29 protein-coding genes are annotated in these 26,965 nt (G+C 70.1%); 19 read left to right on the top strand and 10 right to left on the bottom strand.

All coding sequences use genetic code 11. The features are described from left to right. The 3 genes from ABZX37_RS45065 to ABZX37_RS45055 form a co-directional block, all read left to right on the top strand. Positions 1 to 180 (top strand): Fe-Mn family superoxide dismutase (locus ABZX37_RS45065; RefSeq protein WP_354750486.1); only part of this gene is annotated, 180 nt, incomplete at its 5' end. Positions 181 to 598: 418 nt separating this feature from the next. Then, positions 599 to 1,528 (top strand): winged helix-turn-helix domain-containing protein, encoded by a 930-nt coding sequence (locus ABZX37_RS45060; protein ID WP_354750485.1) that lies wholly within the window; start codon positions 599 to 601, stop codon positions 1,526 to 1,528. Between the two features lie 297 nt (positions 1,529 to 1,825). Beyond that, complete coding sequence (locus ABZX37_RS45055) at positions 1,826 to 2,305, top strand: hypothetical protein (RefSeq protein WP_354750484.1); 480 nt, start codon at positions 1,826 to 1,828, stop codon at positions 2,303 to 2,305. 25 nt (positions 2,306 to 2,330) lie between these two features. Here ABZX37_RS45055 and ABZX37_RS45050 read toward each other — a convergent pair whose 3' ends face one another. The 4 genes from ABZX37_RS45050 to ABZX37_RS45035 form a co-directional block, all read right to left on the bottom strand. Beyond that, positions 2,331 to 2,612, bottom strand: coding sequence for a DUF3040 domain-containing protein (locus ABZX37_RS45050; protein WP_354750483.1), 282 nt, complete (start codon positions 2,610 to 2,612; stop codon positions 2,331 to 2,333). Between the two features lie 187 nt (positions 2,613 to 2,799). Next, complete coding sequence (locus tag ABZX37_RS45045) at positions 2,800 to 3,066, bottom strand: GlsB/YeaQ/YmgE family stress response membrane protein (protein ID WP_009077073.1); 267 nt, start codon at positions 3,064 to 3,066, stop codon at positions 2,800 to 2,802. A gap of 123 nt (positions 3,067 to 3,189) precedes the next feature. Continuing rightward, on the bottom strand, positions 3,190 to 4,086 hold the full coding sequence (locus ABZX37_RS45040) for an RNA polymerase sigma-70 factor (RefSeq protein WP_354750482.1): 897 nt from the start codon (positions 4,084 to 4,086) through the stop codon (positions 3,190 to 3,192). A gap of 65 nt (positions 4,087 to 4,151) precedes the next feature. After that, positions 4,152 to 4,913, bottom strand: a complete 762-nt coding sequence (locus ABZX37_RS45035) for a class I SAM-dependent methyltransferase (protein WP_354750481.1) — start codon at positions 4,911 to 4,913, stop codon at positions 4,152 to 4,154. A gap of 48 nt (positions 4,914 to 4,961) precedes the next feature. On the opposite strand from ABZX37_RS45035, the gene ABZX37_RS45030 reads away from it, so the two are divergent. The 5 genes from ABZX37_RS45030 (at position 4,962) to ABZX37_RS45010 (ending at position 8,132) form a co-directional block, all read left to right on the top strand. After that, positions 4,962 to 5,585: a methyltransferase domain-containing protein gene (locus ABZX37_RS45030; RefSeq protein WP_354750480.1), complete on the top strand. Its 624-nt coding sequence runs from the start codon at positions 4,962 to 4,964 to the stop codon at positions 5,583 to 5,585. A gap of 41 nt (positions 5,586 to 5,626) precedes the next feature. Then, a complete protein-coding gene (locus ABZX37_RS45025; RefSeq protein ID WP_354750479.1) occupies positions 5,627 to 5,821 on the top strand; it encodes a hypothetical protein in 195 nt (64 codons plus the stop codon). A gap of 26 nt (positions 5,822 to 5,847) precedes the next feature. Further along, positions 5,848 to 6,333 carry a TetR/AcrR family transcriptional regulator gene (locus ABZX37_RS45020; RefSeq protein WP_354750478.1) on the top strand — a complete coding sequence of 162 codons (486 nt, stop codon included), beginning with the start codon at positions 5,848 to 5,850 and terminating at the stop codon, positions 6,331 to 6,333. A gap of 26 nt (positions 6,334 to 6,359) precedes the next feature. Next, positions 6,360 to 6,890: a Chromate resistance protein ChrB gene (locus ABZX37_RS45015; protein WP_354750477.1), complete on the top strand. Its 531-nt coding sequence runs from the start codon at positions 6,360 to 6,362 to the stop codon at positions 6,888 to 6,890. Positions 6,891 to 6,992: 102 nt separating this feature from the next. Beyond that, the gene (locus tag ABZX37_RS45010; protein WP_354750476.1) at positions 6,993 to 8,132 is read left to right on the top strand and encodes an MFS transporter; all 1,140 of its coding nucleotides are present in this window, start codon (positions 6,993 to 6,995) and stop codon (positions 8,130 to 8,132) included. Between the two features lie 50 nt (positions 8,133 to 8,182). Here ABZX37_RS45010 and ABZX37_RS45005 read toward each other — a convergent pair whose 3' ends face one another. Both ABZX37_RS45005 and ABZX37_RS45000 read right to left on the bottom strand, forming a co-directional pair. Then, entirely contained in the window at positions 8,183 to 10,246 is a 2,064-nt protein-coding gene (locus ABZX37_RS45005; protein ID WP_354750475.1) for a phosphocholine-specific phospholipase C, read from the bottom strand. 136 nt (positions 10,247 to 10,382) lie between these two features. Beyond that, the gene (locus tag ABZX37_RS45000; RefSeq protein ID WP_354750474.1) at positions 10,383 to 11,348 is read right to left on the bottom strand and encodes an AsnC family transcriptional regulator; all 966 of its coding nucleotides are present in this window, start codon (positions 11,346 to 11,348) and stop codon (positions 10,383 to 10,385) included. A gap of 114 nt (positions 11,349 to 11,462) precedes the next feature. Here ABZX37_RS45000 and ABZX37_RS44995 point away from each other — a divergent pair, with 114 nt between their 5' ends. Further along, the gene (locus ABZX37_RS44995) at positions 11,463 to 12,860 is read left to right on the top strand and encodes an FAD-dependent monooxygenase (protein ID WP_354750473.1); all 1,398 of its coding nucleotides are present in this window, start codon (positions 11,463 to 11,465) and stop codon (positions 12,858 to 12,860) included. Position 12,861: 1 nt separating this feature from the next. Beyond that, the gene (locus ABZX37_RS44990; RefSeq protein ID WP_354750472.1) at positions 12,862 to 13,503 is read left to right on the top strand and encodes a methyltransferase domain-containing protein; all 642 of its coding nucleotides are present in this window, start codon (positions 12,862 to 12,864) and stop codon (positions 13,501 to 13,503) included. A gap of 4 nt (positions 13,504 to 13,507) precedes the next feature. On the opposite strand, the gene ABZX37_RS44985 is transcribed toward ABZX37_RS44990, so the two are convergent. Further along, positions 13,508 to 13,912 carry an SRPBCC domain-containing protein gene (locus tag ABZX37_RS44985; RefSeq protein ID WP_354750471.1) on the bottom strand — a complete coding sequence of 135 codons (405 nt, stop codon included), beginning with the start codon at positions 13,910 to 13,912 and terminating at the stop codon, positions 13,508 to 13,510. Continuing rightward, the gene (locus ABZX37_RS44980) at positions 13,909 to 14,226 is read right to left on the bottom strand and encodes a metalloregulator ArsR/SmtB family transcription factor (protein WP_354750470.1); all 318 of its coding nucleotides are present in this window, start codon (positions 14,224 to 14,226) and stop codon (positions 13,909 to 13,911) included. Before ABZX37_RS44980 ends, ABZX37_RS44985 begins: the two co-directional genes overlap by 4 nt. A 105-nt stretch (positions 14,227 to 14,331) precedes the next feature. Between ABZX37_RS44980 and ABZX37_RS44975 the strand changes: the two genes are divergently transcribed. Both ABZX37_RS44975 and ABZX37_RS44970 read left to right on the top strand, forming a co-directional pair. Further along, complete coding sequence (locus ABZX37_RS44975; protein ID WP_354750469.1) at positions 14,332 to 15,405, top strand: hypothetical protein; 1,074 nt, start codon at positions 14,332 to 14,334, stop codon at positions 15,403 to 15,405. Between the two features lie 113 nt (positions 15,406 to 15,518). After that, positions 15,519 to 16,244, top strand: a complete 726-nt coding sequence (locus tag ABZX37_RS44970) for a trypsin-like serine protease (protein WP_354750468.1) — start codon at positions 15,519 to 15,521, stop codon at positions 16,242 to 16,244. Here the strand turns inward: ABZX37_RS44970 and ABZX37_RS44965 are convergent. Then, positions 16,234 to 17,316 (bottom strand): ROK family transcriptional regulator, encoded by a 1,083-nt coding sequence (locus ABZX37_RS44965; protein ID WP_354750467.1) that lies wholly within the window; start codon positions 17,314 to 17,316, stop codon positions 16,234 to 16,236. The genes ABZX37_RS44970 and ABZX37_RS44965 overlap by 11 nt on opposite strands. 101 nt (positions 17,317 to 17,417) lie before the next feature. On the opposite strand from ABZX37_RS44965, the gene ABZX37_RS44960 reads away from it, so the two are divergent. The 5 genes from ABZX37_RS44960 to ABZX37_RS44940 all read left to right on the top strand — a co-directional run bounded on the left by ABZX37_RS44960 (position 17,418) and on the right by ABZX37_RS44940 (position 21,468). Then, the gene (locus ABZX37_RS44960) at positions 17,418 to 18,689 is read left to right on the top strand and encodes a YbiU family protein (protein WP_354750466.1); all 1,272 of its coding nucleotides are present in this window, start codon (positions 17,418 to 17,420) and stop codon (positions 18,687 to 18,689) included. Between the two features lie 162 nt (positions 18,690 to 18,851). Beyond that, entirely contained in the window at positions 18,852 to 18,989 is a 138-nt protein-coding gene (locus ABZX37_RS44955) for a lasso RiPP family leader peptide-containing protein (RefSeq protein WP_354750465.1), read from the top strand. Between the two features lie 16 nt (positions 18,990 to 19,005). Then, a complete protein-coding gene (locus tag ABZX37_RS44950; protein WP_354750464.1) occupies positions 19,006 to 20,799 on the top strand; it encodes an asparagine synthase-related protein in 1,794 nt (597 codons plus the stop codon). Continuing rightward, positions 20,783 to 21,034: a lasso peptide biosynthesis PqqD family chaperone gene (locus ABZX37_RS44945; RefSeq protein WP_354750463.1), complete on the top strand. Its 252-nt coding sequence runs from the start codon at positions 20,783 to 20,785 to the stop codon at positions 21,032 to 21,034. Before ABZX37_RS44950 ends, ABZX37_RS44945 begins: the two co-directional genes overlap by 17 nt. Continuing rightward, a complete protein-coding gene (locus ABZX37_RS44940) occupies positions 21,031 to 21,468 on the top strand; it encodes a lasso peptide biosynthesis B2 protein (protein WP_354750462.1) in 438 nt (145 codons plus the stop codon). The genes ABZX37_RS44945 and ABZX37_RS44940 overlap by 4 nt, the downstream gene beginning before the upstream one ends. Here ABZX37_RS44940 and ABZX37_RS44935 read toward each other — a convergent pair. Beyond that, on the bottom strand, positions 21,411 to 22,310 hold the full coding sequence (locus tag ABZX37_RS44935; protein ID WP_354750461.1) for a LysR family transcriptional regulator: 900 nt from the start codon (positions 22,308 to 22,310) through the stop codon (positions 21,411 to 21,413). The two genes, ABZX37_RS44940 and ABZX37_RS44935, sit on opposite strands and share 58 nt — an antisense overlap. A 71-nt stretch (positions 22,311 to 22,381) precedes the next feature. On the opposite strand from ABZX37_RS44935, the gene ABZX37_RS44930 reads away from it, so the two are divergent. Together ABZX37_RS44930 and ABZX37_RS44925 are read left to right on the top strand one after the other, a co-directional pair. After that, the gene (locus ABZX37_RS44930) at positions 22,382 to 24,166 is read left to right on the top strand and encodes a gamma-glutamyltransferase (protein WP_354750460.1); all 1,785 of its coding nucleotides are present in this window, start codon (positions 22,382 to 22,384) and stop codon (positions 24,164 to 24,166) included. A gap of 142 nt (positions 24,167 to 24,308) precedes the next feature. Next, a complete protein-coding gene (locus ABZX37_RS44925; protein WP_354750459.1) occupies positions 24,309 to 26,861 on the top strand; it encodes a DUF5127 domain-containing protein in 2,553 nt (850 codons plus the stop codon). Positions 26,862 to 26,965: the final 104 nt, after the last annotated feature.

Here is a 26,965-nt window from a genome sequence, read left to right as displayed (position 1 = left end):
CTGATCCTGCCGACCACGCCGATCCTGCTGGTCGACGTGTGGGAGCACGCGTTCTACCTGGACTACAAGAACGTGAAGCCGGACTACGTCAACGCTCTGTGGAACATCTTCAACTGGGCCGAGATCTCCAAGCGCTTCGACAACGCCGTCGCCGGCGGCAACGGCCTCCTGCTCGGCTGAGCCCGACGCACTGAGGCACCGGAAACGGGGTCCGGCCCACGCGGCCGGGCCCCGTTTCGCATTTCGTGGCGGAAATAGTCGCCCGGGTGGGGGAAATCGCTGCGGCAAATGTCGGGAACTGCTGGTCCATCGGCACTCCGGCGGCGGCTCGCTAACCGGGGAAGCCGCGCCGCACGGCCGGATCCGGCGGCATCCGGGCGGGCACGGCGCTTCCGGCTAATGCGTGCGCCCGATCCGGCGAGACGATTTGTCTCGCTTTCGCGGTTCCGCTGCGAACTGTGCGTAGACGGGCCACCTGATTCAGCGAGATTCGCTGGCATTCGGTGGGTTCTTTCCCCCACGGGAAAAAGCGCCTGGACAGCGGCGGATCCGCGCGGCACTCTGGAAGCGCAACCATGTCGGGGGGCAGGGGGAGCACATGGCGTTGCGCATTCATTTCACCGACGACGATTTCGGCCGGACGAGGCGGCGCACCGGCCCCGATCCGCTGTGGGAACTGGTGCTGAGCCTCACGGCTCTGCAGAGCCGCCGTCCGGCGAGCGGGCTGCGGGTCTGGTCCGCGCGTGCCCGCAAGCAACTTCGCAGAGAGAGCCTGCTGCCGCAGCCTCGTCCGGCGGCGGCGCTGGAGATCCGCAACCGGGCGTTGCGGGCGCTGCCGCCCGGCGCGCCGGGCATCCGGCACGCGGCAGCGCTGAGACAGCCGGACCGGCGGCAGCTCGGTCCGGTCGCGGGAGACGGTCTCGTGCACGTTCCGAAAACGACGCTGCGCGCGGAGCTTCAGACGTTCTTCGTGCACGGGGTCACGCCCTCGTGGGTCGGGGAGCTGGCCGACGGGGCGCGCGCCCTGCTCGGCTCGGCGCTCGCTTCGTACGGCACGGCTCGGCAGGCGCCGAATTGGCCGTCCGCCGGCGACAAAGCCGCCGCGCCGATCCGCTGGGAGCGCCCGGAGTTGCCCGGCGAACCGCCCGCGGACCGCAGTGTCTACTTCGGAGGGTTGCTCGTGATCCCGGCCTATTTCCGGGTCGTGGAACCGGATTCGGCGACCGGACCAGAGCTGCCGGTGGTCTGGGGCGCGCCCGCGGAACGCGCGATCGCGGCGGGCGACACCGAGCAGGACCCGCTGCCGGATCTGCTCGGCACGACCCGGGCCCGCGCGCTGCACGCGCTGGCTGTCCCGCTGTCCACGGCCGAATTGGCCGGGGAGATCGGCGTGACCCCGGTGGCGGCGGGCAAACACGCGGGTGTCCTGCGCCGCGCGGGATTGGTGGAGAGCCAGCAAGAAGGGAACACGGTGCGGCACGCGGTGACGGCCACCGGACAGGCATTGCTGAGCGCGTCCGGCGGGTGATTGTGCGTTCCGGAAGAATCCCACGTACTGACGGAAGACAGCGGCAATAAACGACGCGATCCAGCGCGGGCGCTGCCGGGCGATCCGGAATGGGCGGCAGCTGCTCCGACGCTCTCGGGCAGCCGGTCGCGTCCGGGTTGCCTCCGTGTGGCGTTACCCACGAATGAGTGAAAAGAACGGGTGAAACCGGGCATCGACCCGGCGTCGTTTGCCCGTCGCGGGCGCCTTTTCCTGCGACTTGGGCACATTTGTCCGCAAACCCTGCCGTGCTCCCGGTTTTCCCGGCATTCTCTAGGCATGGCTTCTGGTGGTTTCCGCGCGTCCGCGGTGCGCGGTCGCGTGTTCCTCCTTCCCGTCCTGGCCGCGGCCGTCGCGGCCTCGGCGGTGGCCGGGCTCTGGCTGGGCCTGTGGATCCACCGGCAGGGCGCCGCGGCGATCGACCGCGCGCCCGGCCGGTCCGTGGTCGCCTCCGTCGCACCCGAGTCCGGCGCGCTGCGCGGCACCGAGGGCGCCGCGATGCCCGACACCCGGCGCGTCACGTGGACCGCCCCGGACGGCGGTACCGAGGAAGCCAACATCCCGCTGCGTTCGGATCCGGCGGCTCGTGGGCTGACCCGTGTCCGCGTGGACGCGCGAGGGCAGTTGCGGTCGTCGTCTCCGGATCAGGTCGACGTCATGTCGGTTTCGGTGATCACGACGGTTGCGTGGGAGTTGGTGACGGCGATCGCGGGTTTCGCGCTGTTCCGTCGTTTCGTGCGCGGGCGCGTCGCCGCCTGACGATGCTTTCCTTGCCAAACAGGCGTCAGCGCCAGTGGCAGCGGTAGAACCAGATGATCGCGAACGGGATCGCCGTCGTGAGGACCGCGCCCACCGCGATCGGCGGGGCGGAGTCCATGCCGAACCCGACCACGAGCGTGACCAGCCCGGTGAGGAACACGCTCAGCACGCCGAGCGCGGCCGCGGCGAAGGTGAGCACCGGCATCGGGCGGAACTTCTCGAACCGGCGGGCAAGGCGCGGGTTTTCCTGGGCGAGGCATCGTTCGATCTCGTCCAGTTGGTGTTGTTCGTGGTCGCGCAGCGCCATCGTCCGCTCCGCCCGTCGACCTGGCCGAAACTTGTCCGCTGATTCTGCCACGAAACGAGCCCGGAATCCGGGGTCGCGTTCAATTCGAAGCCTTGCCCGGGTGAGTCGGCCGACAGCGTGAAAGCCTTTCGGGATACGCGAAGCGGGGGCGGCCCGCCGCGCGCAGCGAAGCGGGCCGCCCCGGGGGTCAGTCTCGGCGGCGGCCGCCCACGATGAGCCGGTAGCCGGTCAGGATGACCAGCGCGCCGAGCACCGCGAGACCCCACGTGCGCAGGTCGAAGAACGTCCCGAGCTGGGTGTGGAACAGCGTTTTGCCGATCCAGCCGCCCACGAACGCGCCTCCGATCCCGAGCAGGATGGTGATGATGCAGCCGCCCGGGTCCTTGCCCGGCATGAGGGCCTTCGCGATCAACCCGGCGATCAGGCCCAGCACGATCCAGCTGACAACGCCCACGTCGGTCCTCTCCTCGGTACGGCGGCGGCCCGTCGGGCCGCCCCTGGCGGGGACCAGAATGGCATGGTCCGTACGGGTGGCGCGCGCCAGAGTCAGGGCTACTGTGCGTAGCCTCACCGGGAGTCAGCGGCGAAGGGCGGTTTCCTCGTCCATGTGCGACAGCTTCGCCGGATTCCGGACCGCGTACAGGCCGGTGATCTTGCCCTCGTCGATGCGCAGCGTGAGCACGGTGTCGACCTCGCCGTCGAGCTTCAGCACCAGCGCCGGGTGCCCGTTGACCTGCATCGGGCGCAGCGGCGCGGGGAGCCGGACGTGCCCGGTGGTCAGCAGCCGCGCGACCTTGTCCGCGCCGACGATCGGCCGCGGCACCGCCTGCTTCACGCCGCCGCCGTCGCCGAGGAAGACGACGTCCGGGGCGAGCAGATCGAGCAGTCCCTGCAGGTCGCCGGTCTCGACGGCCTTCTGGAACGCGTTGAGCGCGCCGCGGGTCTCGGCGGGCGTGACGTCGCCGCGCGGACGGCGGGCGGACACGTGCGATCGCGCCCGGTGCCCGATCTGCCGCACCGCGGCCGGGGTTTTGCCGACCGCTTCGGCGATTTCGTCGTACGGCACGTCGAAGACCTCGCGCAGCACGAACACCGCGCGCTCGGTCGGCCGCAGGGTTTCGAGCACCAGCAGCATCGCCATCGAGACGTTGTCGGCCAGTTCGACGTCCTCGGCGACATCCGGCGCGGTGAGCAGCGGTTCGGGCAGCCAGGTCCCGATGTAGGACTCCTTGCGCCTGCCCAGGGTGCGCAGCCGGGTCAGCGCCTGGCGGGTGGTGATCCGGACCAGGTAGGCGCGGTGCTCGCGGATCTCGTCGAGGTCGACGCCCGCCCACTTCAGCCAGGTTTCCTGCAGCACGTCCTCGGCGTCGGCGGCCGAGCCGAGCATCTCGTACGCCACGGTGAACAGCAGGTTCCGGTGGGCGAGGAAGGTCTCGGTGGCGAGGTCCGGGCTCGCTTCGCCGGGCGCTGTCATGGATGGCTCCTTCGCGTTCTGGGGACGATCGCCCATAGGACGCCGGCCGCCGGGAGTTTGTGACATCAGGTCCGGCGCGCGGTGACGAGCCACGCCCGTGCGTCGAACCAGACGCCGTCGCGGCCGTGGTGCTCCGTCATTTCGGCGCGCAGCCGGGCAAGCGCTCGGTCTTTCTCGCTGGGGTCGCGGGCCAGCAGGTCGCTCGCTTCACGGAGTTGGAGCACCGCGTCGAGCGCCGAAGCGGGATCGGGGCCGTACCAGACCGGTTCGCGCACGTCGGCCAGTGCGACGTCGGCGAATCCGTTCGCGGTGAGGACACTTCGGACAGTCGCGGGCTCGGCGAGGGAGAAGGCGTCGCCGGGTGCGGTGCCGTCCGGCGGATCGGCCTCGGCGAGCGCGCGGTGGATCGCGGTGACCCATTCCTGGCGGCACCGCTCCTGCCAGACCAGTTGCAGGAGCCGCGCTCCGGGCCGCAGCGCTCGGGCGATGTTGGCGAACGCGGCGGCCGGATCCTCGAAGAACATCGTGCCGAACCGGCTCAGCCCGAGCGTGAACGCGGCCATCTGGAACGGATGTATCTGCGCGTCCGCCTGGGCGAACCGGATGTTGGGCACGTCCGCGGCCGCTCGCTCGGCGCGGGCGAGCATCGGGGCGGACAGGTCGACCCCCAGCGCGCTGCCGCGAATCGCGCGCCGAGCGGCGGCGCGGGTGGTCTGCCCGGTGCCGCAGCCGATGTCGAGGACGTGGTCGTCCGGCCGGACATCGGCGGCCTCGCGGAGGTGCCGGTCGTAGCGGCGCAGTTCCGCGTCGTAGTCGAAGTCCCCCATGAGATGCGAGGGTACTGGGAAGGCCCCGGCGGAGAGGAGTTCGCGACGATGGCGGAGCGGGGACAGGACTGGTTGCGGCGGACGTGGGACGAGGCCGCGCCGCGGTACGACCGGGACATTGCGTGGGTCGAGCGGGCGTTGCTCGCCGACGGCCGCGAGTGGGTGTGCGGGCAGGCCTCGGGGGAGGTGCTGGAGGTCGCCGTCGGGACCGGGCGGAATCTGCCGTTGTACCCGCCGGAGGTGCGGCTGACCGGGATCGACCTCAGCCCGTCGATGCTGGACCTCGCGCGCCGCCGGGCCGCCGAGATCGGCCGCGAGGTGACGCTGACCGAGGCCGACGCGCAGTCCCTTCCGTTCCCGGACGGCTCGTTCGACACGGTCGTCTGCACGCTGGGTCTGTGCGGCGTCCCGGACGAACGCATCGCGATCGCGGAGATGCACCGGGTGCTGCGGCCGGACGGGCGGCTTCTGCTGCTGGACCACGTCGGCAGCGACCGGTGGCTCGTTCTTGCCGTGCAGCGGCTGGTGGAGAAGCTGACTGTGCGGCAGCTGGGGGACTACCTGACCCGCCGGCCGCTGCCGTTGCTCGCGGCGGCCGGGTTCGCGGTGGAGCGGGCGGAGCGGAGCAAGGCCGGGATTGTCGAGCGGTTGGTGGCGCGGAAGGCCGCCTAGTCCTGTACGGTCGTATTGTACGTTCGTATAGGAGGGTTCGGATGAACGGCACATGGGGGCATGTCGTGGTCGGCGTGCTGATGGTGATTGTCGGTGCGGTGCTGTACTTCGTGTTCCACGACGTCGAGACGCCGGTGGTCGGGCTGCGGCAGGTCGGCGTGGTGGTGGGGGCGATCGGGATTCTCGAACTGATCGCCGTCGCGTGGCGGGCTCGCGCGGGGGCGTCTCGGCGGTGAAGCGTGCCACCCATGTGCTCGATGCTGTGCTGGAAGTGTTGGCGGAGCAGGGAATCGGTGCGCTGAGCGTCCGGACGGTCGCCGCGGCGGCGGGCGTTTCTCCGGCTCAGGTGCAGTACTACTACCGGACGAAGAACGACCTTGTGCGCGCCGGTTTCGAGTACGCGGGGGAGCAGTTCCTGGCGGAAATCGAAGCGGCGCAACCGGAATCGATCGCCGGTTACGTCGAACTGTGGCTGCCGCTGGACGAAGCGCGCTCCCGGCGGGCTCGGGTGTGGCTCGCGTACGCGGCGGCGGCCGCGGTGGATCCGGTGCTGCGGAAGGAAAACGCGAAGCTCGATCGCGAGCTGCGGCAGTGGTATGTCGACGCCGGGCTGTCCGAGGACGTGGCGGCGCAGGTGTTCGCGATGATCGACGGCGTGACGCTGCAGTGCCTCTCGCTGCCGTTGGCGGACCGGCAGGCACTGGTGGACCGGACGGTCGGCACGTTCCTGGCGGCGCTACCTCGCTGAATGTAACACGTGCTACATTCGGCACTGTGGCAGACGACAAGTGGCTGGTGCTGGTGGTGCGGGTGCCGTCCGGGCCGTCGCGGCATCGGGTCGCCGTGTGGCGTGAGCTGCGGCGGGTCGGCGCGTTGTCGCTCGGGCAGGGCGCCTGGGCGGTGCCGGACGTGCCCGGGTTCGCCGGCGGTGTCGCGCGGGTCGCCGAGCTGGCCGAACGCGGCGACGGCGAGGTGATCACGCTCGACGCCGCCGAACGGGACGGGTCTCGGCTGGTGGAGCTGTTCACCGCCGAGCGGGAAGAGGAGTGGACGGAGTTCCTGGCCGACTGCGGGAAGTTCGACGCCGAGATCGACAAGGAAATCCGGATCGGCAAGTTCACGATGGCCGAGCTGGAGGAGGAAGAGCAGAGCCTCGAGCGGTTGCGGCGCTGGCATCGGGATTTGAAGGCGCGGGATGTGTTCGGTGCGCCGTCGGCTGGGGAGGCTGAGCAGCAGTTGAAGCATTGCGTGGAACGGCTTGCCGAGTACACCGAGCGGGTTTTTGAAGCGCTGCACCAGATGTGAGGGCTTCGGGTGGGTGTGAAGGCGGCTGGGGACGGCGTGGTTGTTCGCCGACTGCGCCAGGCGGGTCTTTCCCGTCCCCGCAGCAAGAGGTGAGGGTTTCGCATGAGTTCCGCTGAACTGCGTCCGCTGTACGCCGCCGGGTTCGTCACCGCGTTCGGGGCGCACAGCATCGCCGCCAGCCTGGGCGCGTACACGCACGGCGATTCCCTCCTGACCTTGGGATTGCTGCTCGCGGTCTACGACGGGGCCGAGGTCGTGCTGAAGCCGGTGTTCGGGTCGCTGGCCGACCGGGTCGGGCCGCGGCCGGTGCTGCTTGGCGGGTTGTTGGCGTTCGCGCTCGCGTCGGCGGCTTTTGTCATCGCGGGAAATCCGGCGGCGGTGGGGCTGGCGCGGTTCGGTCAGGGCGCGGCCGCGGCGGCCTTCTCGCCCGCGGCCGGAGCGATGGTCGCGCGGTTGTCGCCGGAGAAACGGCAGGGGCGGGCGTTCGGCGGTTACGGTGCTTGGAAGAGCATCGGTTACACGCTCGGCCCGTTGCTCGGCGGCGTGCTGATCACGCTGGGCGGGTTTTCCTTGCTGTTCGGCGCTCTCGCGGTGCTGGCCTTCGCCGTCGCGGGGTGGGCCGCGCTGGTGGTGCCCGCGCCGGAGCCGTTGCCTCGCCAGCGGCAGACCGTGCTCGACCTTGCCCGTCGGCTCGCCGAGCCTGGGTTCGTGCGGCCGACCGCGGTGCTGGCCGGAACGACCGGGGCGCTCGCGGTGGGCATCGGATTCCTGCCGGTGACCGGGGCGGCGAGCGGGCTCGGCACGGTCGCGACCGGTGCGGTGGTGTCGGTGCTGGCGTTGTGTTCCGCGCTGGTGCAGCCGTGGGCCGGACGGCTCCGGGACGCCGGCCGGATCCCCGACGGTCCGGGGATGGCTGGCGGCTTGCTGCTGACCGCGGCCGGGTTGGCGTTGGGGGCGCTGATCCCGGGCATCGCGGGGGTGCTGGCGGCGGCGGTGGCGATCGGAGCCGGGGTCGGGGTGGCCACGCCGATCGGGTTCGCGCATCTGGCTGGTGCCGCGCCCAAGGAACGGCTCGGGCAGACGATGGGAGCGGCTGAGGTCGGGCGCGAACTGGGCGACGCGGGCGGGCCGTTGCTGGTCGGCGCGATCGCGTCGGCGGCGACGTTGGGGGCGGGGTTCGGCGGGCTGGCAGTGGTGCTGGCGGTGGTCGGACTGGTGGTGGCTGGCTTCCGAAAGCCGTGAGGGGAACCCTCAGGGAATCAGAGTCCCTCAGGGTTCCCCTCACGTACCGCTCAGCTAGTGGCGATGGCCGGGTCGCTGGTCGAGGCTTGGCCAGTCTCCGCGTGGCCAGCGAAACGCCGCACGTACTGCCCGTCGTGGTCCGCCTTGACCGTGATGTCGTACCAGCCGTTGGCGACGCCCCACTTCGGCACCGCTCGTGAAGTGCCCGGGGCGAGCGTGTACTGGTAAGCCTCGGTAGGCGCGTAGGCGTCAACCCCGGTGAAGGTGACAGTCCGGCTGCTCGGGTTCGTGAACGTGACCGTCACGAAGCCAGCGTCGTGCCGCGCAGTCACCTCCGGGCCCAGGCCGCCGATCGTTCCGGCTTGTTCGCGGAGCCAGCCGTTCGGGCCGAAAACCGAGTACTGGTACCAATCTCCCGCGCCGCTCGGCAGATGCCAGCTGTCGCTGACCGACTTGTGGCCCTCCACGGTGTACGGCCACGGTCCGTCGGAACGCATCTTCGACGTCACGTGGAACCCGGCTCCGGCGTCGCCGAAGTTGGTGAAGGTGAAGTACATCCGGCCGTCGCGGGCCTCGGTGTCCGCGGCCAGGTCGTACGGCAGCGCGCGTGCTTTGCGGGTGCCGGGTTCCTGCTTCGGGAGCGAGCCGTTCGAGGGCGGCACCGGGTGATAGGTCGGCGGGGTGCTGTGGTCGGCGGGCGGTTGGTAGTCGCCGGTGCCGGGCAGGGACGGGACGCCGCTGTTGGCTCCGGTGAAGTCGAACGCCGTCGTGAGGTCCCCGCACACGGCGCGGCGCCACGGCGAAATGTTCGGGTTGTGCACGCCGAATCGCTTCTCCACGAACTGGATCAGCGAGGTGTGGTCGAAGGTTTGCGAGCAGACCCAGCCGCCGGTGCTCCACGGCGAGACGGCCAGCAGCGGCACGCGCGGGCCGAGTCCGTAAGGCATTCCGGTCAGGTACGACGCGGCCGCGCCGCCTTCGTACCATTCTCCGGCGACGCTCGCCGTCGATTTGCCCCAGTTCGCGTCGCGCGGCGGGTACGGCGGGACGACGTGGTCGAAGAAACCGTCGTTCTCGTCGTAGGTGATCAGCAGGACGGTTTTGCTCCACACGTCCGGATTGGACGTGAGCGCGTCGAGTACGCCAGAGACGTACCAGGCACCGTAATTGGCGGGCCACGCCGGGTGTTCGCAGTACGCTTCCGGGGCCACGATCCAGGAGACCTGCGGCAGCCGGTTCGCTTTGACGTCCGCGGTGAGGTGGTCGAAGAAACCGTCGCCCGCGGTGGCGTGGGTGCCGGTGCGCGCGTTGTCGTAGAGCGGGCTGCCTTGCGTCGATTTCTGGTACTGGGTCAGGTAAAGCAGCGAGTTGTCGCCGTAGTTGCCGATATACGGGTCTTTCGTCCAGCCCCAGCCGTGGTCTTTGTCGAGACCGTCGCCGATGTCCTGGTAGATCTTCCACGAAACCCCGGCCTTTTCCAGGATTTCCGGGAAACTGGTCCAGCCGTAGCCGGATTCTTCATTGCCCAGCACCGGCCCGTTGCCGGAACCGTCGTTTCCGGTCCAGCCGGTGTACATGTAGTACCGGTTCGGGTCGGTGGAGGACAGCATGGAGCAGTGGTAGCCGTCGCAGATGGTGAACGCGTCGGCGAGCGCGTAGTGGAACGGGATGTCCTTGCGCGTCAGATACGCCATCGTGGTGCGGGTTTTCGCCGGGATCCACTTGTCCCACCGGCCGGTGCTCCACGCGGTGTGCGTGCCGTTCCAGTCGTGGTTGAGGTCCTCGATGAAGGTGAGGCCGAGATTGTCCTCGGCGGGCCGGAACGGCAGCGTTTCGGCGCCGCTCGCGTCGGCCTGGTTCCACACGGATTTCCCGCTCGGCAGCGAAACCGGGCGCGGGTCGCCGAAGCCGCGGACGCCGTTGAGGGTCCCGAAATAATGGTCGAACGAGCGGTTCTCCTGCATCAGCACGACCACGTGCTCGACGTCCGCGAGCGTGCCGGTGCGCACGGCGGCCGGCACCGAAGCCGCCCGCGCGATGCTCGCGGGCAACGCCGTGCCCGCGGCGGTGGCCGCGGCGAGTTGCATGAATCTGCGACGGCTGACCGATGACATCGGTGTCTCCTCGAAAACTCGGGGACAGTTCGCGGACGCGTTCGGGAATTTCCCACCGGGAAAAACCGAACGAATCATTGACGGACCACCGCCGCGCTGTCAACCGCTGACCGGGAGGGCGCCCGTTCGTACTGCGTCACAGCCGGTTTGCTACCCGTTTAACCGTCTTGATCACCGGTGCCGTTTCCACGTGGGTGACCGCGGGGAGCGCGGCGACGCTGGTGGTGAGGTAGCGGTACAGCTCGTGCTGGCTCGCGCACACCGCTGTCGCGTACAGGTTGGTCGGGCCGGTGGTCGCGGCGGCGAACGCGACTTCCGGGTGCGCGGCCAGCGCGGCCCCGGCCTCCTCGAGCGCGGACGGGGCGACCGAAAGCCACAGCAGTGTCCGGATTCCCTTGCCGTGCAACCGCCAGTCGAGATCGAGGTCGAAGTACAGCACGTCCCGTTCGCGCAGTTCCGCCATGCGGCGGCGGACGGTCGTGGGGGACCAGCCGGTCTCGGCGGCGAGCTGTTCGAACCCGGCGCGGCCGTCGGCGGCCAGCGCGGCGAGGAGTTTGCGGTCGCCGTCGTCGAGTGTCGCCGGGCCTGGCCGGAGAGGGATCGGCGGCGGGCGCAACCGGGCGACTGTGGCGTCGTCCAGCACGCCGAGCTTGGCGACCAGGCTGTCCGGCCCGCCGTAGAACGCGTGCAGTACCGAATGCGCGGTGACGCCCTCGACCCGAGGCGTGCGGGGAAGTTTGGCCAGCAGCAACGCTTCGCTGTCGGCCTCGTTTTCGATGCGGACGGTGCAGGTGATTTCGGTGCCGCCGGACGTCAGGCTGACCCAAGCGGTGTCCGGCCGCCGCGCGAGCGCCGCGGCGACCGCGCCCGCTGCGGCAGGTGCGCACCGGATGCGCAGGAACCATTGCACCGCACCGGAAGCCGTCTCGTTGACGCCACCGATGACTCGAACCGCTCCAGTCGACCGAAGCCGCGCGTAGCGGCGCGCGATGGTGCGATCCGACACGCCGAGCGCGTCGGCGATCGTGCTGAACGGGGCCCTCGGGTCGATCTGCAGGGCGTGCACGAGCTGGCGATCGAGGTCGTCGTAGTCGGAATCCACCGGTTTGAGACTACTCAGGTCGGAATCCGCCGCAATCGGGTCGCTTTCTGGCTCGCGGCCCGTCGCCGGGCCGAGAGTCGGTTCCGAACACACCGACCCATGAGGGGAGAGATCATGACTGCCGAGGTGCTCGTCGTCGGAGCCGGTCCGACCGGGATGACGGCGGCGAACGAACTGCGGCTCGCCGGAGTGTCCTGCGTGCTGGTGGACCGGCTGCCGCGGGCGAGCGAACTGTCGAAGGCCGGCGGGCTGCAGACCCGTACCCAGGAGGCGTTCGACCAGCGCGGCCTGCTCGAACCGCTGCTGGCCACCGGCGACTATCCGGTCACCACCGCGCATTTCGCCGGGAATCTGCTGCCGCTGGTCCGGAGACGGCACCGGTTCCCGTGGCGGTCGGTGCCGCAGGTCGTGATCGAGGGGTTCCTGGAGGAACACCTTGCCGCGGAAGGAATCCGCGTCCGCCGGGACTACGAACTGGCCGGGCTGGAGCAGGACGCGGACGGCGTCACCGCGACGTTCGCCGACGGCACCGCGATCCGGTCCCAGTACCTGGTCGCCGCCGACGGCGGGCGCAGCACGGTCCGGAAGCTGCTGGGCGCGGAGTTCTCCGGCCGTCCCGGGACCGAGACCATGGTGGCCGCCGACGTGCGGCTGAGCGCCGAGGTCCCGATGACCACGATCACCCCGGAGGGTTATCGCGCGCAGGTGTTCCCGCTCGGCGTCGACGCCGAAGGCCGCCCGCTGCGCCGTCTGACGTTCGGCGGACCCGGCTGGTCGCGGGAACGGGACATCCCGGTCACCGAGGACGAGATCCGCACCGGGCTGAAGACAGTCTTCGGCGATCGCGTGGAACTGGTCGAACTTCGTTACGCACGCCGGATTACGAACGCCGCGCTGCAGGCCGCGCAGTATCGGCACGGCCGCGTCTTCCTCGCTGGCGACGCCGCGCACGTGCATCTTCCCTTTGGCGCGCAAGGCATGAACGCCGGAATCCAGGACGCGATGAACCTCGGCTGGAAGCTCGGCGCGGCGGTTCGCGGCACCGCGCCCGAGGGGCTGCTGGACAGCTACCACGCGGAACGGCATCCGGTCGGCGCGGCGGTGCTGCGCAACGTCCAGGCGCAGTCGCTGCTCCTGGACGACGGTCCCGATTCGGCCGCGGTCCGGTCGTTGTTCACGGAACTGGTGCACTTGCCCGAAGTCCAGTACCTGCTGGACGACATGTTGTCCGGCATGGGTTTCCGCTACGAGATTCCGGGCAGCGAGGAGCATCCGCTGGTCGGGTTGCCCGCGCATGATCTCGGCCTGGAACTGCGGTCCGGACGTGGTGTTCTCGTGGACCCAGGCAACCAGTTCGGCGATCTCGCGCAGCGGTGGGCGGACCGGGTGAACCGCGTTGAGACAGGTGCCGAGGCGAAGCTGGTCCGGCCGGACGGATACGTGGCGTGGGCGGGTGATTCGGACGGGCTCGAACCCGCGCTTCGCCAGTGGTTCGGCGAGCCGTTGAGCTAGCGTGGCTGTGGTGCAGACCTGGCTGACCGACACCCGGAACTCGTACGACACCGTCGCCGACAGCTACGCCGACCGCTTGCGCGACTCGATCGCCCAAAGCCCGTCGCTGAGGATGACGTTGGGCTTGTTTGCCTCGCAGGTACACGGAAACGGCCCGGTCGCCGACGTCGGCTGCGGCACCGGGCACGTCACCGCGCACCTGAACAGCCTCGGTCTCGACGCGTTCGGCCTGGACCTTTCGTCCGGCATGATCGAGGTGGCCCGGCGGGATCACCCGGCGCTGCGGTTCGCCGTCGGGTCGATGACCGCGCTCCCGCTGCCCGACGCTTCGGCGGCCGGGGTGCTGTCGTGGTGGGCCCTGATCCACGTCCCGGACGAGGAGGTGCCCACTGCGATCGCGGAGTTCTACCGCGTGCTGCGGCCCGGCGCACCGGTCGCGATCGGCTTCCACGTCGGCGACGTCGCCCGGTTGAAGACGCAGGGTTACGGCGGGCACGCGATGCGGCTGTACGTCCACCGCCGACGGCCCGCGCAGGTGTCGGAGTGGTTGCGGGAGGCCGGATTCACCGTCAACGCCGAATGGGTGGAGGAGCTGGACAGCGAGGTGCCGCAAGCGGTGGTCTACGCTCGCCGTCCAGCCTGAGAGCTCAGCCCAGGTCCAGCTTCGCCAGTCGCGGCAGCACGCCGTCGCGCCAGCCGGGGCCCATCCGCTCGCACGCGTCGGCCTGGCGTTTGTCGTCGAGGTCGAAGCCGGAGTGGTTCAGCAGGAGCCGGGTGCCCTGGCCTTCGGCGACGAGCGTCCAGGTGAGGGTCCAGTCGCCGTTGAAGGTGTAGACGAACTTCGACGGCGGCTCGGATTCGATGACGCGGCAAGGGATCGAGCCGAACCCGGGCATCTCCAGACGAAACTCGTGGCCGACGTCCGGGCCGATGTCGCCGGGCGCCCACCACTTCGCGTGCAGTTCGGGGTCGGTGAGCGCGCGCCAGACCTTTTCCGGGGCGGCGGCGATGAACTGATCGACCGAGATGCTGCCGATGCGGGCGTACGTCACGGGGTTTCCTCCTCGTTTTCCAGCAGGTCGGCCATGGTGCGCAAGCGGCTGCGCCAGAACCGCTCGAACGGGTGCAGCCATTCGCCGACCTGCTCCAGCGGGTCGCTTTCCAGGTGGTAAAAACGTTGCCGCCCCACGGCTTCGTCGCGGACCAAGGCGGCGTCCCGCAGCACCTTGAGGTGCTCGGCCACCGCCGGGCGGCTCAGCTCGAACCGCGCCGCGAGGTCGCCCGCGGTGTGCGGGCCGTCCGCCAGGATCTCGAGCAGGCGTCGGCGGACGGGGCTGGCGAGAGCGAGGAAGACGTCGTCGGGCATGACGCTACGTTACGTCGGAAGTTTCCGACATGTCAACCAGCGGGACCCCGGGCGGTGATCGGTAACGTCCGTTGACCTGGGGGATATCCACCCAGTATGACGCTTATGTCGAATTCCCGAGTTCGAAGACTGGCGGCCGCGGTTGTCCTCGCCGCGCTGACTGTGACGACTGGGGTCGCCGCTCCGGCGGTGGCGACGGCGGCCCCGATTGCCGCTGTGGCGCAGACTCCGGAGGAGGTGCGCACGAACGCGGCCGCTGTCGTCGGGCTCGCGATCACGCCGGAAATGCTGCGGCTCAGCGAAAGCGACTTCGTGCACGAGATCTACCTGGCCGCGCAGCGGCAGGGAGACGTCGCGGAGGAAGTCCAGTGGGAGGCGGACTACGCCTACAGCCACGGGACGACGTCGCTGTTCCTCGCCACCCGGATTTATCTGGCACACCAACGGGATCTGGACCGGGAAGCGCTGTACCAGGTCCGGCGCACGGAACGGCAGCCCGCTGCCGCGCTGCTCGGGCTCGAGCTGACTCGGATGCTGCTGAGCCAGGAGGATCCGAATTTCGTTTTCGCGTTGTGGGAGCACGCTCCCCGGGATTCGTTCGTACGGGCGGCCGCGGCTGCCGCCGTCAAGGGAACTCCGGAGGAGAAGAAGGAGTTCATCGTGCACGGCATCTTCGTCGAGCATCAGCGCGACGTGGAGGCCGCGAAGGAGGCGGCGGAAAAGGAAGCCGCGGAGAAGAAACTCCGCGACGCCCGGGTGAAGGCGGCCGCCGCAGTGGGCATGGATGCCGCGCTGGCCGCGCAGTTGACGGACGATCAGTTCGTATGGCACATCTGGGCGCGTCAGGCGCCTTACGGTTCCGAGATGTGGATCGCGGCGTACTCCTGCGAGACTCCGGAACAGCGGCGGGCGTTCATCGACACCGGCATCTTCGAGGCCGCGGCGAAGGACAAGCTGAACGACATGAAGGCGCGTGCGGCCGCGGTTGTCGGCGTCGAGGCCGGCTACGCCAGGTATCTCGAGGAGGGGCCGCTGGTCCGGGAGATCTGGACTCGCTCGACGCCGGGCAGCCACGTCCAGGCAGCTGCTCGCCGGGCGATGGACAGTCAGTCTCCGGCTGAATGGCGGGCATTCCTGGAGACGGGGATCTTCGTGGCTCAGGCTGCGGACAAGTCCTGAATCGATGTGCTTCGTGAGCGGTGATTCCGGAATCGCCGCTCACGAGGCGCAACCACTCGCCAGCTGCCGCGTCTTGATGGTGTAACGCCAGCTGCCGAAGGGATGTCCTGATCATGCTGCTCCGCCGGTTGGCCGTCCTGGCCCCAGTCGCCGCATTGGCCGCCGTCGCGGTAGCGACCCCGGCGTCGGCCGTGATCGGCGGTTCGGTCAGCGGCTACGGCCCGTGGGCGGTGCGGATGCTCGTCGACGGCAAGCCCGAGTGCACCGCCACGGCGATCAGCCGCGAGTGGATCATCGGCGCCGACCACTGCTTCACCGAGGCGGCCGAACCCATCGCGGATTCCCGGATCGAGTTCCGCGTGGGCAATCTCGACCAGCGGCTCGGCACTGTCGTCCGGCCGGTGCCGGGCAGCCGCAACAATCACACGCTGGCCGACATGATGCTGATCAAGGTCACCCCGATGACCGTCACCCCGGCGAAGCTGCCGACCGCAGGGCCGGTGCGGCCGGGCGAGACTGTTCGTCAGCTCGGCTGGGGCGCGACTTGCACCGGCGACGAGAACAGCTGCCAATCGGACGTGCTCAAGCAGGTGGACGCGAAGGTCATCGACCCCGACGACCAGCGCTGCGAAGGCATGACCATCTCCGGCGGCACCGATTTCTGCGCGCTGACCACGACCGGCGTCACGGCGGGCGGTGACTCCGGCGGACCGGTCATGTCGACCACTGATCGCGACACGATCGTGGGAGTCACGAGCAAATCCGACCGCAGCAGCGTCGCGGCCGACGGGGATGTGTTCGGTCAGCTGGACTGGATCAACAAGACCATCAAGGGCTGAGAACGGCGCTCCGCAGGGTACGCACGGCTTCGTCGCGTGCGCCGGTGAGGGCGGGGGAGTCCGTGGCGTGCGGGGCGCGAAGCGGGACATTGCGCGGCAGTCGCGCGAAGCGGGCCGACACCGCGTCGAGCACGGCGGGGCCCCACGGGCCGCCCAGGACGATCAGCTCCGGGTCGGACACGGTGACCAAAGCCAGGAGCACGCCGCAGATCGCCTCGGCGAGGGTGTCGAGGACGTCGTCGGATTTGATCGCGCACAGCAGGGCGTCGACGTCGATTGTGGTCGAATCCGGTTGGCGCACCCCGAGATCCGCGAAGACGTCGATGAAAGCCAGCGCCTGACCGTCCGCGCCGCGGGTGAGGACGTGCGCGATTTCTCCGGCGAAACCGGCGTGTCCCCGGCGCACTTCGCCGTCGGCGACCACCGCGCAGCCGAGTCCTTCGCCGAGGAAGAGGTAGGCGAAATCGTCGGCGGCCTGTTCGGTGCGGGCAGCCCAGTTCACGTCGTTGTCGACCGTGACCGGGCCCGCGACGAGCGGCGCGAGGACGTCGGCGGGGGAGAGTTCGCCGAGCAGGAACGGGGAATCGGGCAGGTGAACCAGCTTCCCGGTGGCGCGGTCGACCGGATCGGCGGCGCTGACGACCGCGAGCCGCAGCGGTCCGGCATCGTCGGCGACCTGTGTTGCGGCCTCGCGCAATGCCTGAGCGACCTTCCGCGGACGCACGGGTCGGCCGAGGTCTTCGACGTGCCGGGCTAGCACCTCGCCGAAAACATCAACGGCTTCAGCGATGGCGCCGTCGTGGGCGATGCTCACGACCAAGGCCGTGCCGAGGTCGTCGGCCAGCGCGTAGTAGGTGCCGACGCGGCCGCGGCCGGTGGTGCGTTCGCCGGTGTCGCGCAGCAGCCCGGCCTCGGCGAGCCGGGCGACGCTGTCGCCGACCGCGGGCTTGGAAATGCCGGTGCGGGCGGCGATTTGCGCGCGCGTGAGCTGCCGCTGCGCGAGGAGCGCCCGCAGCACGTGCTCGTCGGTCAGCGACCGGAGCAGGTCGAGGGAGGGCTTGGCCGGGGTCACCGGCGGGAGTGTAGCCGATTTAGTCAGGAGTGTTGCCTGAATCGGCGCGGGCGCCCTACCGTCGGTTCAGTAAGGAGCCCTTCCTGAATGGAGCGAGCGCTATGCAGCTTCCCCCGTTGCCGCACTGGGAGACGACGCCGGACGACCTTCCGGCCGCGATTCGCGAGATCAAAGCCGCGCTGCGGGCGCGGATCGAGGCGTCCGGGCGCACCGTGGAAGAGGTTTTCGCGGTGATCGAGGCGCGCGTCGCCGCCGCGGTCGGGGAGATCGAGGCGGCGAAAGCGCGCGGCGAGGCGATCTGGCCGGAGCTGGACTACGCCGACATCGAGGCGGGCAAGGTCTCCGAAGAAGATCTCGCCCGGCTGAAGCGGCGCGGCTGCCTGGTCGTGCGCGGTCATTTCCCGCGCGAGCAGGCGCTGGACTGGGACGCGGGGATCGTCGGCTACCTCGAGGGCAACCGGTTCTCCGAGAGCTACCGCGGCCCCGGCGACAACTTCTTCGGCAGCCCCGTCGCCAAGGCGGGGATCTACCCGATCTACTGGTCGCCGACGCAAATGGAGGCGCGGCAAAGCGACCGGACGGCGCGCGTGCAAGCGTTCCTCAACGGGCAGTGGCACTCGGAATCCGACGGCGTCCGGTGGTTCGACCCCGGCCGGGATTCGCTGTACCCGGACCGGATCCGCCGCCGCCCGCCGGGCGCGGATTCCGGCGGTCTCCGTCCCCATCTCGACCCGGGCACGCTGGACCTGTGGATGACCGAGGCGTACCAGCGGGCGTTCCGGCATCTGTTCGACGGCACCGTCGAGTCCTACGACCCGTGGGACGCCGCGCACCGCACGGCCGGGCCGCAGTTCGAGGGCTCGACGATGTGCTCGGCGTTCCGCACCTTCCAGGGCTGGACCGCGCTGTCCGACATGGAGCACGACCAGGGGGTGCTGCACGCGGTGCCGATCCCGGAGGCGATGGGCTACCTGATGCTGCGGCCGCTGCTGGCCGACGTGCCCGGGGACGACATGTGCGGCGTCACGGTGAACAAGATGTACGCGGTCAGCGAGCAATGGCATTCCTTGCCGCTGCGGGCTTCCAGCGGCATCCCGGACGTGCGGGCCGGCGATTCCGTGTGGTGGCACTGCGATCTGGTCCACAGCGTCGCGCCGGTAGAGAACCAGCGGGGCTGGGGGAACGTCATGTACATCCCGGCCGCGCCGTGGTGCCCGCGCAACGAGGCGTACGCCGGTTCGGTGCGCGAAGCGTTCGAGTCCGGGTCCAGTCCGTCGGACTTCCCGGCCGAGCATTACGAGCGTTCCTGGCCGGACCGGTTCGCGCCCGGGCAGCTGAACGCGGCCGGGCGGCGCGGGCTCGGGATCGGGTGACAGTGGTCTAGTCCATTCGGGGCAGCGGGCGAGGCGGGCCCGGTACTGCGAGGTAAAGCTGTTGGTACGCACGGGAACTCCCGCCTGTCGCGGCCGGGCGGTGCGTGCCAGTGTCGGGGACGGCGGTCGCAGCGGCTGCCGGAGCCGAACATCGGAGGCATCATGGACGTTCAGGACAAGCAGGTTCGCGAACTGCCCGAATACACGCCGCCCGCGCTGGCCGAGGTCGGCGAGTTCAGCGACGACACCCTCGGCTTCGGGGGCTACCTGTCGGACACGATGGGCTTCTTCGCCTCCTGAGCCGGGACCGCAGCCGATGAGCGGGCCGGGATTCTTCGTGCTGCCCGATCTTCCCGCCGCCGCGGGGATCCGGCGGCCGTGGGCGGACGCGCAGGTGCACGCCCACGCGTCCGGGCGGCCGTGGCTCGTCGGGCGATGGCGTCGCGCCGAGGTGGCGGTGGGGACAGCCGGGCCGGTGCGGCTGGCGGTGATCGGGCATTCCCCGGTCACCGCCGCCCGGCTCGGCGAGCTCGCGGCCCGGGTGTCGGCGCTGCCGGACGTCGACCGGGTCGCCGCCGCGCTGACCGGGTCGTTCCATCTGGTGGCCACTGTGGACGGTGCGGTGCGGATTCAAGGAACCGCGGCCGGATTGCGGCGGGTGTTTCATTGCCGGGTGGACGGAGTTCCGGTCGCTGCGGACCGGGCCGATCTCCTTGAGTCCTCAGTGGACGAGGAGGTGCTTGCCGCACGGGTGGCGTGCGGGCTGCAGCTTCCCCCGCCGTTGAATGAACAGCCGTTGTATACGAAGGTTTCTGCTGTGCCGCCGGGCGACTGTCTGCTGTGGACAGACGGACGAGCGCAGGTGAAGCCGTGGTGGCGTCCGCCAGCCGCTCGCGAGTCGCTGGCCCGCGGTGCCGAAGGGGTACGGACCGCGCTGGCTGAGGCGGTCCACTCAGGACCCGGGTCCGCTGATCTGTCCGGCGGCATGGATTCGACGTCGCTGTGTTTCCTCGCCGCCCGGGAGAACCCGGAGCTGCTGACCTTCCGCTGGGCCGAGGCGGAGGCGGGCAACGACGACGCGGAGTTCGCCGCCCGGTCCATCGCCGCGCTGGACCGGGCGGAGCACGTGATCGTCCCGCAGCACGACCTGCCCGCCGTCTTCGCCGATCCGGATCGCCTGGTCGACGCCGACGAACCGTACGCGTTCACCCGATCCGCGGCCAGGATCCGGTTCAGCGCCGAAGCAGTGGCCGCGCGCGGGTCCGAACTCCATCTCGCCGGGCACGGCGGGGACGAACTGTTCAGTCCGCTGCCCGGGTACCTGCACCAATTGCTGCGCCGTCGGCCAATTACCGCGTTGAGCCACGTCCGAGCGCACGCCGCGCTGCGACGGTGGCCGCTCTTCGGGACGATGGCGGGACTTCTCCGGCCGGGCGCCATCGCTGGCTGGTGGCGGCAGCAGGCCGAGCACCTTTCGGATCCGGTCAGTTCGGCGCGCCGCCCGGTGCTCGGCTGGGGCGTAGCGCCGCTTCGGGCTCAACCATGGATCACCGGCGACGGCCTGGACCTGGCTCGAAAAGCCCTGCACCGCACCGCGAACGAAGCCCAGCCGCTCGGCCGCGACCCCGGCGAACACCAGGCGATGCTCGTCCTGCGTTCCGCCGCCGCGCAGTACCGCTTGACGGCCGGGCTGTACGCCGAGGCCGGGGTCCAGTTGCGGCTGCCGTTCTTCGACGACCGGGTGGTGGAAGCCGTCCTGCGCGTCCGACGGCACGAGCACGCCGACCCGGGCCGCTACAAACCGCTGCTGGCCGAGGCGATGCGGGGGATCGTGCCGGACGTCGTGCTCGGCCGGGCCACCAAGGGCGAGTTCGGTGCGGACATCCGGGAAGGCCTGCGCCGCAACCAGACTGCGATCCTGCGGCTGTTCGAGGATTCCGCACTGGCCGCGCGCGGGCTGCTCGACCTGGACCGGCTGCGGGCCGCCGTGCTGGCGCCGCAACGGGATTACCGCGTGGTCGCCGCCCTGGAACCGCTCATCGGATGTGAGATGTGGCTTCGCGCCGCCGACCGCCCAGCCCCGAGGAGGCTCGATGCGCTTGCACCCTGACGTCACCACCACCGACACTGCGGACGGCACCGTCCTGCTGCACCTGACGACCGGCCGGTACTGGCAGCTCAACGCCACCGGAAGCACTGTGCTGCAAGGGCTTCTCGACGGCAGCGACCCGGAGGGCATCGCGGCGGAACTGGCCTCGCGGCATGGGGTCGACGAGGCGGTGACGCGGAAGGACGTGACCGCGGTGCTCGATCAGTTGCAGTCCGCCGGTTTGGTGACGGCATGACCGCCCCGGTCGCGCTCGCCACCCGTGTCCGCCTGCCGCTGCATCGCCGCCCGTTGCCGCTGCTCGCCGTCGCACTGGCCCGGCCGCTTGCCCGGCTGCGTCCAGCGAAGCTGCGCCGCGTCCTGGAATTCGCTCGCCGGGGCGCGCGGGCAGCCACCACCGACGAGGCGGCCGCGGCCCGCTCAGACGTCGTCTCGGTGAGCCTTCGCTGTGCTGGGCAAGGCTGTCTCCAACGCTCAATCGCCGCCGCGCTTCTCTGTCGCCTCAGGGGCTCCTGGCCGACGTGGTGCACCGGAGTGCGGACGAGCCCGTTCGCCGCGCACGCGTGGATCGAGGCGGACGGCCGTGCGGTAGGGGAGCCGTATCCGGACGGCCACTACGCGCCGATGCTGTCCGTCCCGCCTGAGGCGAGCGTGATGTCCACAAAGGCCTGAGTCGCCGCGGCGATCGGCCCGGACCGGTAGATCAACCACTGCGGGAGCTTCTCCGGCGGCGCGAACCGGAGCACCTCGGCACCGGCTCGGCGGGCGAGATCCGCCCAGCCGTCCGGCATCAGGCTCGCGCCGATCCCGCGCAGCACCATGGGCAGCACAACGCTCCGGTCGCCCACCTCGGCCGCGATCGACAGGTCCGGCACGCTCGCGGCAAGCCGGTCGAAGAACCCGCGCACCGCCGTGGGCGACGTGGTGACGACGAACCGCATACCGCTGAGCGCGGCCCGTTCGACGACCCCGTCCGAACCGATCTCCGTGCCCGGCGGGGCGACCAGCAGCAGTTCCTCGTCCCGCAGGTGATGCGCCACCAGACCCGGCCCGACCGGGCGTTCCGCGCTCCCGCACACCCCGGCCTCGCAGCGGCCCTGCACCACCATCGCGACCGCCTCGGCCGCCGACAGCGCCGCCGACGTGCTCACCAGAACGCCCGGATACCGCGTGCGCATCTCGGCGATGATGCTGATCACCGGCTCCAGCGCGGACGACGACGTGGCCGCGACGTCGATCCGCCCGGCCGGTCCGTCGCCCGCCATCCGCGCGGCGGCGCGCAGGGCGTCGAGGTCGCGCAGCACCAGCCGGGCGCGTCCGGCGAGCAGTTCGCCGGCGTTCGACAGCACCGCGTTGCGCCCGACCCGGTGGAACAGCTCGACGCCGAGGTCCTGTTCCAGCTTCGAAATCGCCCGCGACAACGACGGCTGCGCCACCCGCAAAGCCCGCGCCGCGTGCGTGAACCCGCCGTGCTCGGCGATCGCGACGAAGTACTCCAGCTGACGGCGTTCCATAGCGACACGCTATCGGACCGGTGTCTCAGATGTCTTTGACGTACCGCCGGCTCGCGCGCGACGATAAGGCCATGGTCCAGACGCGCCCGACGTTGCAGGGCACCTTCGGCATGGTGTCGTCCACCCACTGGCTCGCCTCGGCGGCCGCGATGGCGGTCCTCGAGGACGGCGGCAACGCCTACGACGCCGCGGTCGCGGGCGCGTTCGTGCTGCACGTCGTCGAGCCGCACCTCAACGGTCCCGGCGGCGAGGTGCCGATGATCCTCGCCCCGGCGGGCGGCGCGCCGAAGGTGCTGTGCGGGCAGGGGCCTGCGCCGGCCGGCGCGACGATCGAGCACTACACCTCGCTCGGCCTGGACCTCGTCCCCGGCACCGGCCCGCTCGCCGCCGCGGTGCCCGGCGCGGTCGAGGCGTGGCTGCTCCTGCTGCACGACCACGGCACGAAGTCGCTGCGCGAGGTCCTCAAGTACGCCATTCGCTACGCGGCGGACGGCCACCCGGCGGTGGAGCGCGTCGGCGCGACGGTGGAGACCGTCCGCGAGCTGTTCGAGAACGAATGGACGACGTCGGCCGAGCTGTACTTGCCCGGCGGGATCGCGCCGAAACCCGGTGGGCTGCTGAAGAATCCCGCGCTCGCCGAGACCTGGCGCCGGCTGATCGCGGAAGCGGAGGCGGCGGGGAGCGATCGGGAAGCGCAGATCGAGGCGGCGCGGAAGGCCTGGCGCGAGGGGTTTGTCGCCGAAGCGCTTGCCGCCTTCGCCGCGAAACCGGCGATGGACTCTTCCGGCGAACGGCACGCGGGCACGCTCACTGCCGACGACATCGCCACGTTCCGGCCCACCTACGAGGATCCGGTCACGCACACGTGGAACGGCTGGACCGTCGCGAAAGTCGGCCTGTGGAGCCAAGGCCCGGCGTTTCTGCAGCAGCTCGCGCTCCTCCCCGACGAACTGGAGTACGCGACGCCGGAGTACTACCACCGGCTCATCGAGGGCACGAAGCTCGCGATGGCCGACCGTGAAGCCTGGTACGGCGACAGCACCGAAGTGCCCATCGAGGCGCTGCTTTCCCGTGAGTACAGCGAGACCCGGCGCAAGCTGATCGGTGAGCGCGCTTCTTTCGACCTGCGTCCGGGCAATCCCGAAGGCCGCGAGCCTCACTTGAGTCGACACGCGCGGTACGTCGCGGACGGCGGGGTCACCGCGTCGGCGATCGGGGCGGGGGAGCCGACCGTCGCGAAGGACGGCCTGACCCGGGGCGACACGTGCCACCTGGACGTCGTCGACCGCTGGGGCAACATGATCGCCGCGACGCCGAGCGGCGGCTGGCTGCAGTCCAACCCGGTCGTGCCGGAGCTGGGTTTCCCGCTGGGCACCCGGCTGCAGATGGCGTGGCTCGACCCGGGCCTGCCGAACTCGCTCGCGCCGGGCAAACGGCCGCGCACCACGCTTTCGCCGTCGCTCGCGCTGCGCGACGGCGTGCCGGTGCTGGCGTTCGGCACGCCCGGCGGCGACCAGCAGGACCAGTGGAACTTCCACTTCTTCCTCGGGACGGCGCTGCGCGAGAAGGTCCGCGGCGGGCTCGACCTGCAGGGCGCGATCGACGCGCCGAACTGGCACACCGACAGCTTCCCGAGCTCGTTCTACCCGCGCGGCATGGCGGCCGGGAGCGTGACGGTGGAATCGCGGATCGGTGCGGAGGTCATTGCCGCGCTGGAGGGCCGGGGGCATGACGTGACGGTGGGGGAGCCGTGGTCGGAGGGCCGGTTGTGCGCGGTGGCGAGGGATCCTGAGACCGGGGTGCTTTCGGCGGCGGCGAATTCGCGCGGGGAGCAGGGGTACGCCGCCGGTCGGTAGCCGGGAATGACAAGCGCTGTCGGGAAACGGACAGCGCTTGTCAGTGCTTTCGGCAGATTTACAACGTTGTATCGCGGTGCCACACTGAGGCAGCTCGGTTTCTTCTTTCCCGTGTCCGGCATCTGACCGAAAGAAGCTGTCGATGTCCTCCTCCGAACGTCCCCGCGAAGTCAGCCGTCGCGACGCCCTGCGCTGGGCGGGCACCGGCGCGGCCGCGGCCGCCGCGCTCTGGTGCGCTCCGGAATTGGTCCAGTCCACTGCCTCGGCCGCTCCGGCGGGCACGCTGAACCCGCTGCGCCCGCCCGCGACGCCGCTCATCGTGCGCTCGCCGTACCTCTCGACCTGGCAGGCCGCGGACAACCTGCCCGGCGCCTGGTCGACGTTCTGGACCGGGCACATCACCGCGTTGTGCGGGATCGCCCGGATCGACGGCACGGCGTACGTGTTCGCCGGTGCGCCGCAGCTGCCGTCCGGCCCGAGCCTGACGCCGATGTCGCAGAACTCCTTGCAGGTCACCGCGACCCGCTCGATCTACGAACTCACCGGCGGCGGCGTGACCCTCACCGTCACCTTCTTCTCGCCGGTCGACCCCGGCAACCTCCAGCGGCAGTGCGTGCCGTTCGGCTACGTCACCATCGCCGCAGCGAGCACCGACGGCCGGGCGCACGCCGTTTCGCTGCATTTCGACACGTCGGCCGAGTGGCTGCAATGGGATTCGGCCACGCCGGTCGGCTGGCAGCGGCAGGAATCCGGCGGCGTCACGTCGCTGAGCGTCCAGGCCGCCTCGCCGGGCGTGCTCGCCGAGGACGGGCACGACCAGCCGCGCTGGGGTTCGCTCGTGGTCGCGGCGCCTTCGTCCGGCGTGACCTGGCAGATCGGGCAGGACACGGTCGTGCGCGCGACGTCGGCGAACGGGGGAGCGCTGCCCGGGGCCAGCGACCCGGACCAGCCGCGGGCGATCAGCGACCGCTGGCCCGTCCTCGCGTTCGCCAAAGACCTGGGCACGGTCCAGCCGGGCGCGGCGGCCGATCCGCTGGTGGTGGCGATCGGGCACGTCCGCACGCCCGCCGTCAGCTATCTCGGCGCGCAGCTGGCGCCGTGGTGGACGCACTACTGGTCGTCGTGGCAGGACATGGTCGCCTGGTTCCACGCTGACTACCCGGCCGCACTCGCCGCCGGGATCGCGCTGGACCAGCGGATCGACAACGAAGCGTCCGCCGCCGGCGGCGAGCACTACTCGGCGATCTGCGCGCTCGCGCTGCGTCAAGCGTTCGGCGGCACCGAGCTGGTCGACCGGAACGGCTCGCCGTGGGCGTTCCTGAAAGAGATCTCGTCGAGCGGCAACGTGTCCACAGTGGACGTCATCTATCCGGCGCTGCCCGGCTACCTCCACCTCTCGCCGGACTTCGTACGCTTGTTACTGGAGCCGGTGCTCGACTACGCCGAACACGGCGGCTGGCCGATGACCTTCTCGGAACACGACATCGGCGCGTCCTATCCGAACGCGGCCGGGCACAACGACGGCAACGAGGAGAGCATGCCGGTCGAGGAATCGGCCAACATGCTCATCATGTCCGCCGCGGTGGCGCAGCGCCTGGATTCCGCGGCGGCGAAGGCTTTCGTCAACGCCCACTACGGAATCCTGCGGCAATGGGCCGAATACCTGGTGGGCAACACCCTCGACCCGGGCAACCAGAACCAGACCGACGACTTCACCGGCTGGATCGCGCACAGCGCCAACCTCGCGTTGAAGGGGATCATCGGCGTCGGAGCGATGGCCGTTCTCGCCGACGTCACCGGCAATTCCGCCGATGCTTTGCGATACCGGTCCATTTCGCGTTCTTACATCAGCCAATGGACGACACTGGCCGACGACGGTTCGCACTTGCGGATGGCTTATGACCAGCCGGGCACGTGGAGCCTGAAGTACAACGGTTTCGCGGACCGGTTGCTGGGTCTCGACCTGGTTCCGCTCGGCACCGCCGCACGAGAAGCTGCTTGGTACCAGTCAAAACGAGGTGCGCACGGCGTCCCGCTGGACCTCCGTCACGACTACACGAAAGCCGACTGGGAACTGTGGACGGCCGCCTGGCTGACCGACCACACCGACATCCGCGCGACGCTCGTCGAAGGCGTCTACAGTTTCGCCAACACCACCGGTTCGCGGGTTCCGTTCTCGGATTGGTACTTCGTCGCCGACGCCCGGCAGTCCGGCTTCCAAGCGCGCCCGGTCGCTGCCGGGTACCTCGCTTTGCTGCCGCGTCCTGCTGCTTCGACGACTTCGTGGCGGCGGATCCAGAACCAGCGGTCCGGGAAGCTCCTTGCGGTGCAGGACATGTCGCTTTCGGACATTGCCGATGTGACGCAGTGGCAGGACAACGGCACAGTCGATCACGTGTGGACAGTCGTGGACAGCGGCGACGGGACCGTCCGGATCATGAACCGCAACAGCGGCAAGGTGCTGGCAGTGCACGACCAGAGCCTGGACAACGGCGCCCACGTGCAGCAGTTCCAGGACAACGGAACGCCGGATCACCTGTGGCGCATCGTCGACGCGGGCGGTGGCTGGTGGAAGCTGCGGAATGTCCACAGCGGAAAGGTGATGGCAGTCGATCAGCAGTCCACTGCGGACGGTGCACAGGTGACGCAGTGGGACGACAACGGGACGCCGGACCACTTGTGGCGGTTCATCTGATCCTGGCGACGTGCCGTGAGGGGAACCCTGAGGGAATCAGAGTCCCTCAGGGTTATCCACAACCCCCCAAAGCGGGGACCGATGGGCGGGGTGGGGGGTTGGGG

The organism is Amycolatopsis sp. NPDC004079, assembly GCF_040610415.1.
GTDB classification, from domain to species: domain Bacteria; phylum Actinomycetota; class Actinomycetes; order Mycobacteriales; family Pseudonocardiaceae; genus Amycolatopsis; species Amycolatopsis halotolerans.
The sequence above is the reverse complement of the archived record's forward strand: the minus strand, read 5'-3'. Positions and strand labels throughout refer to the sequence as shown.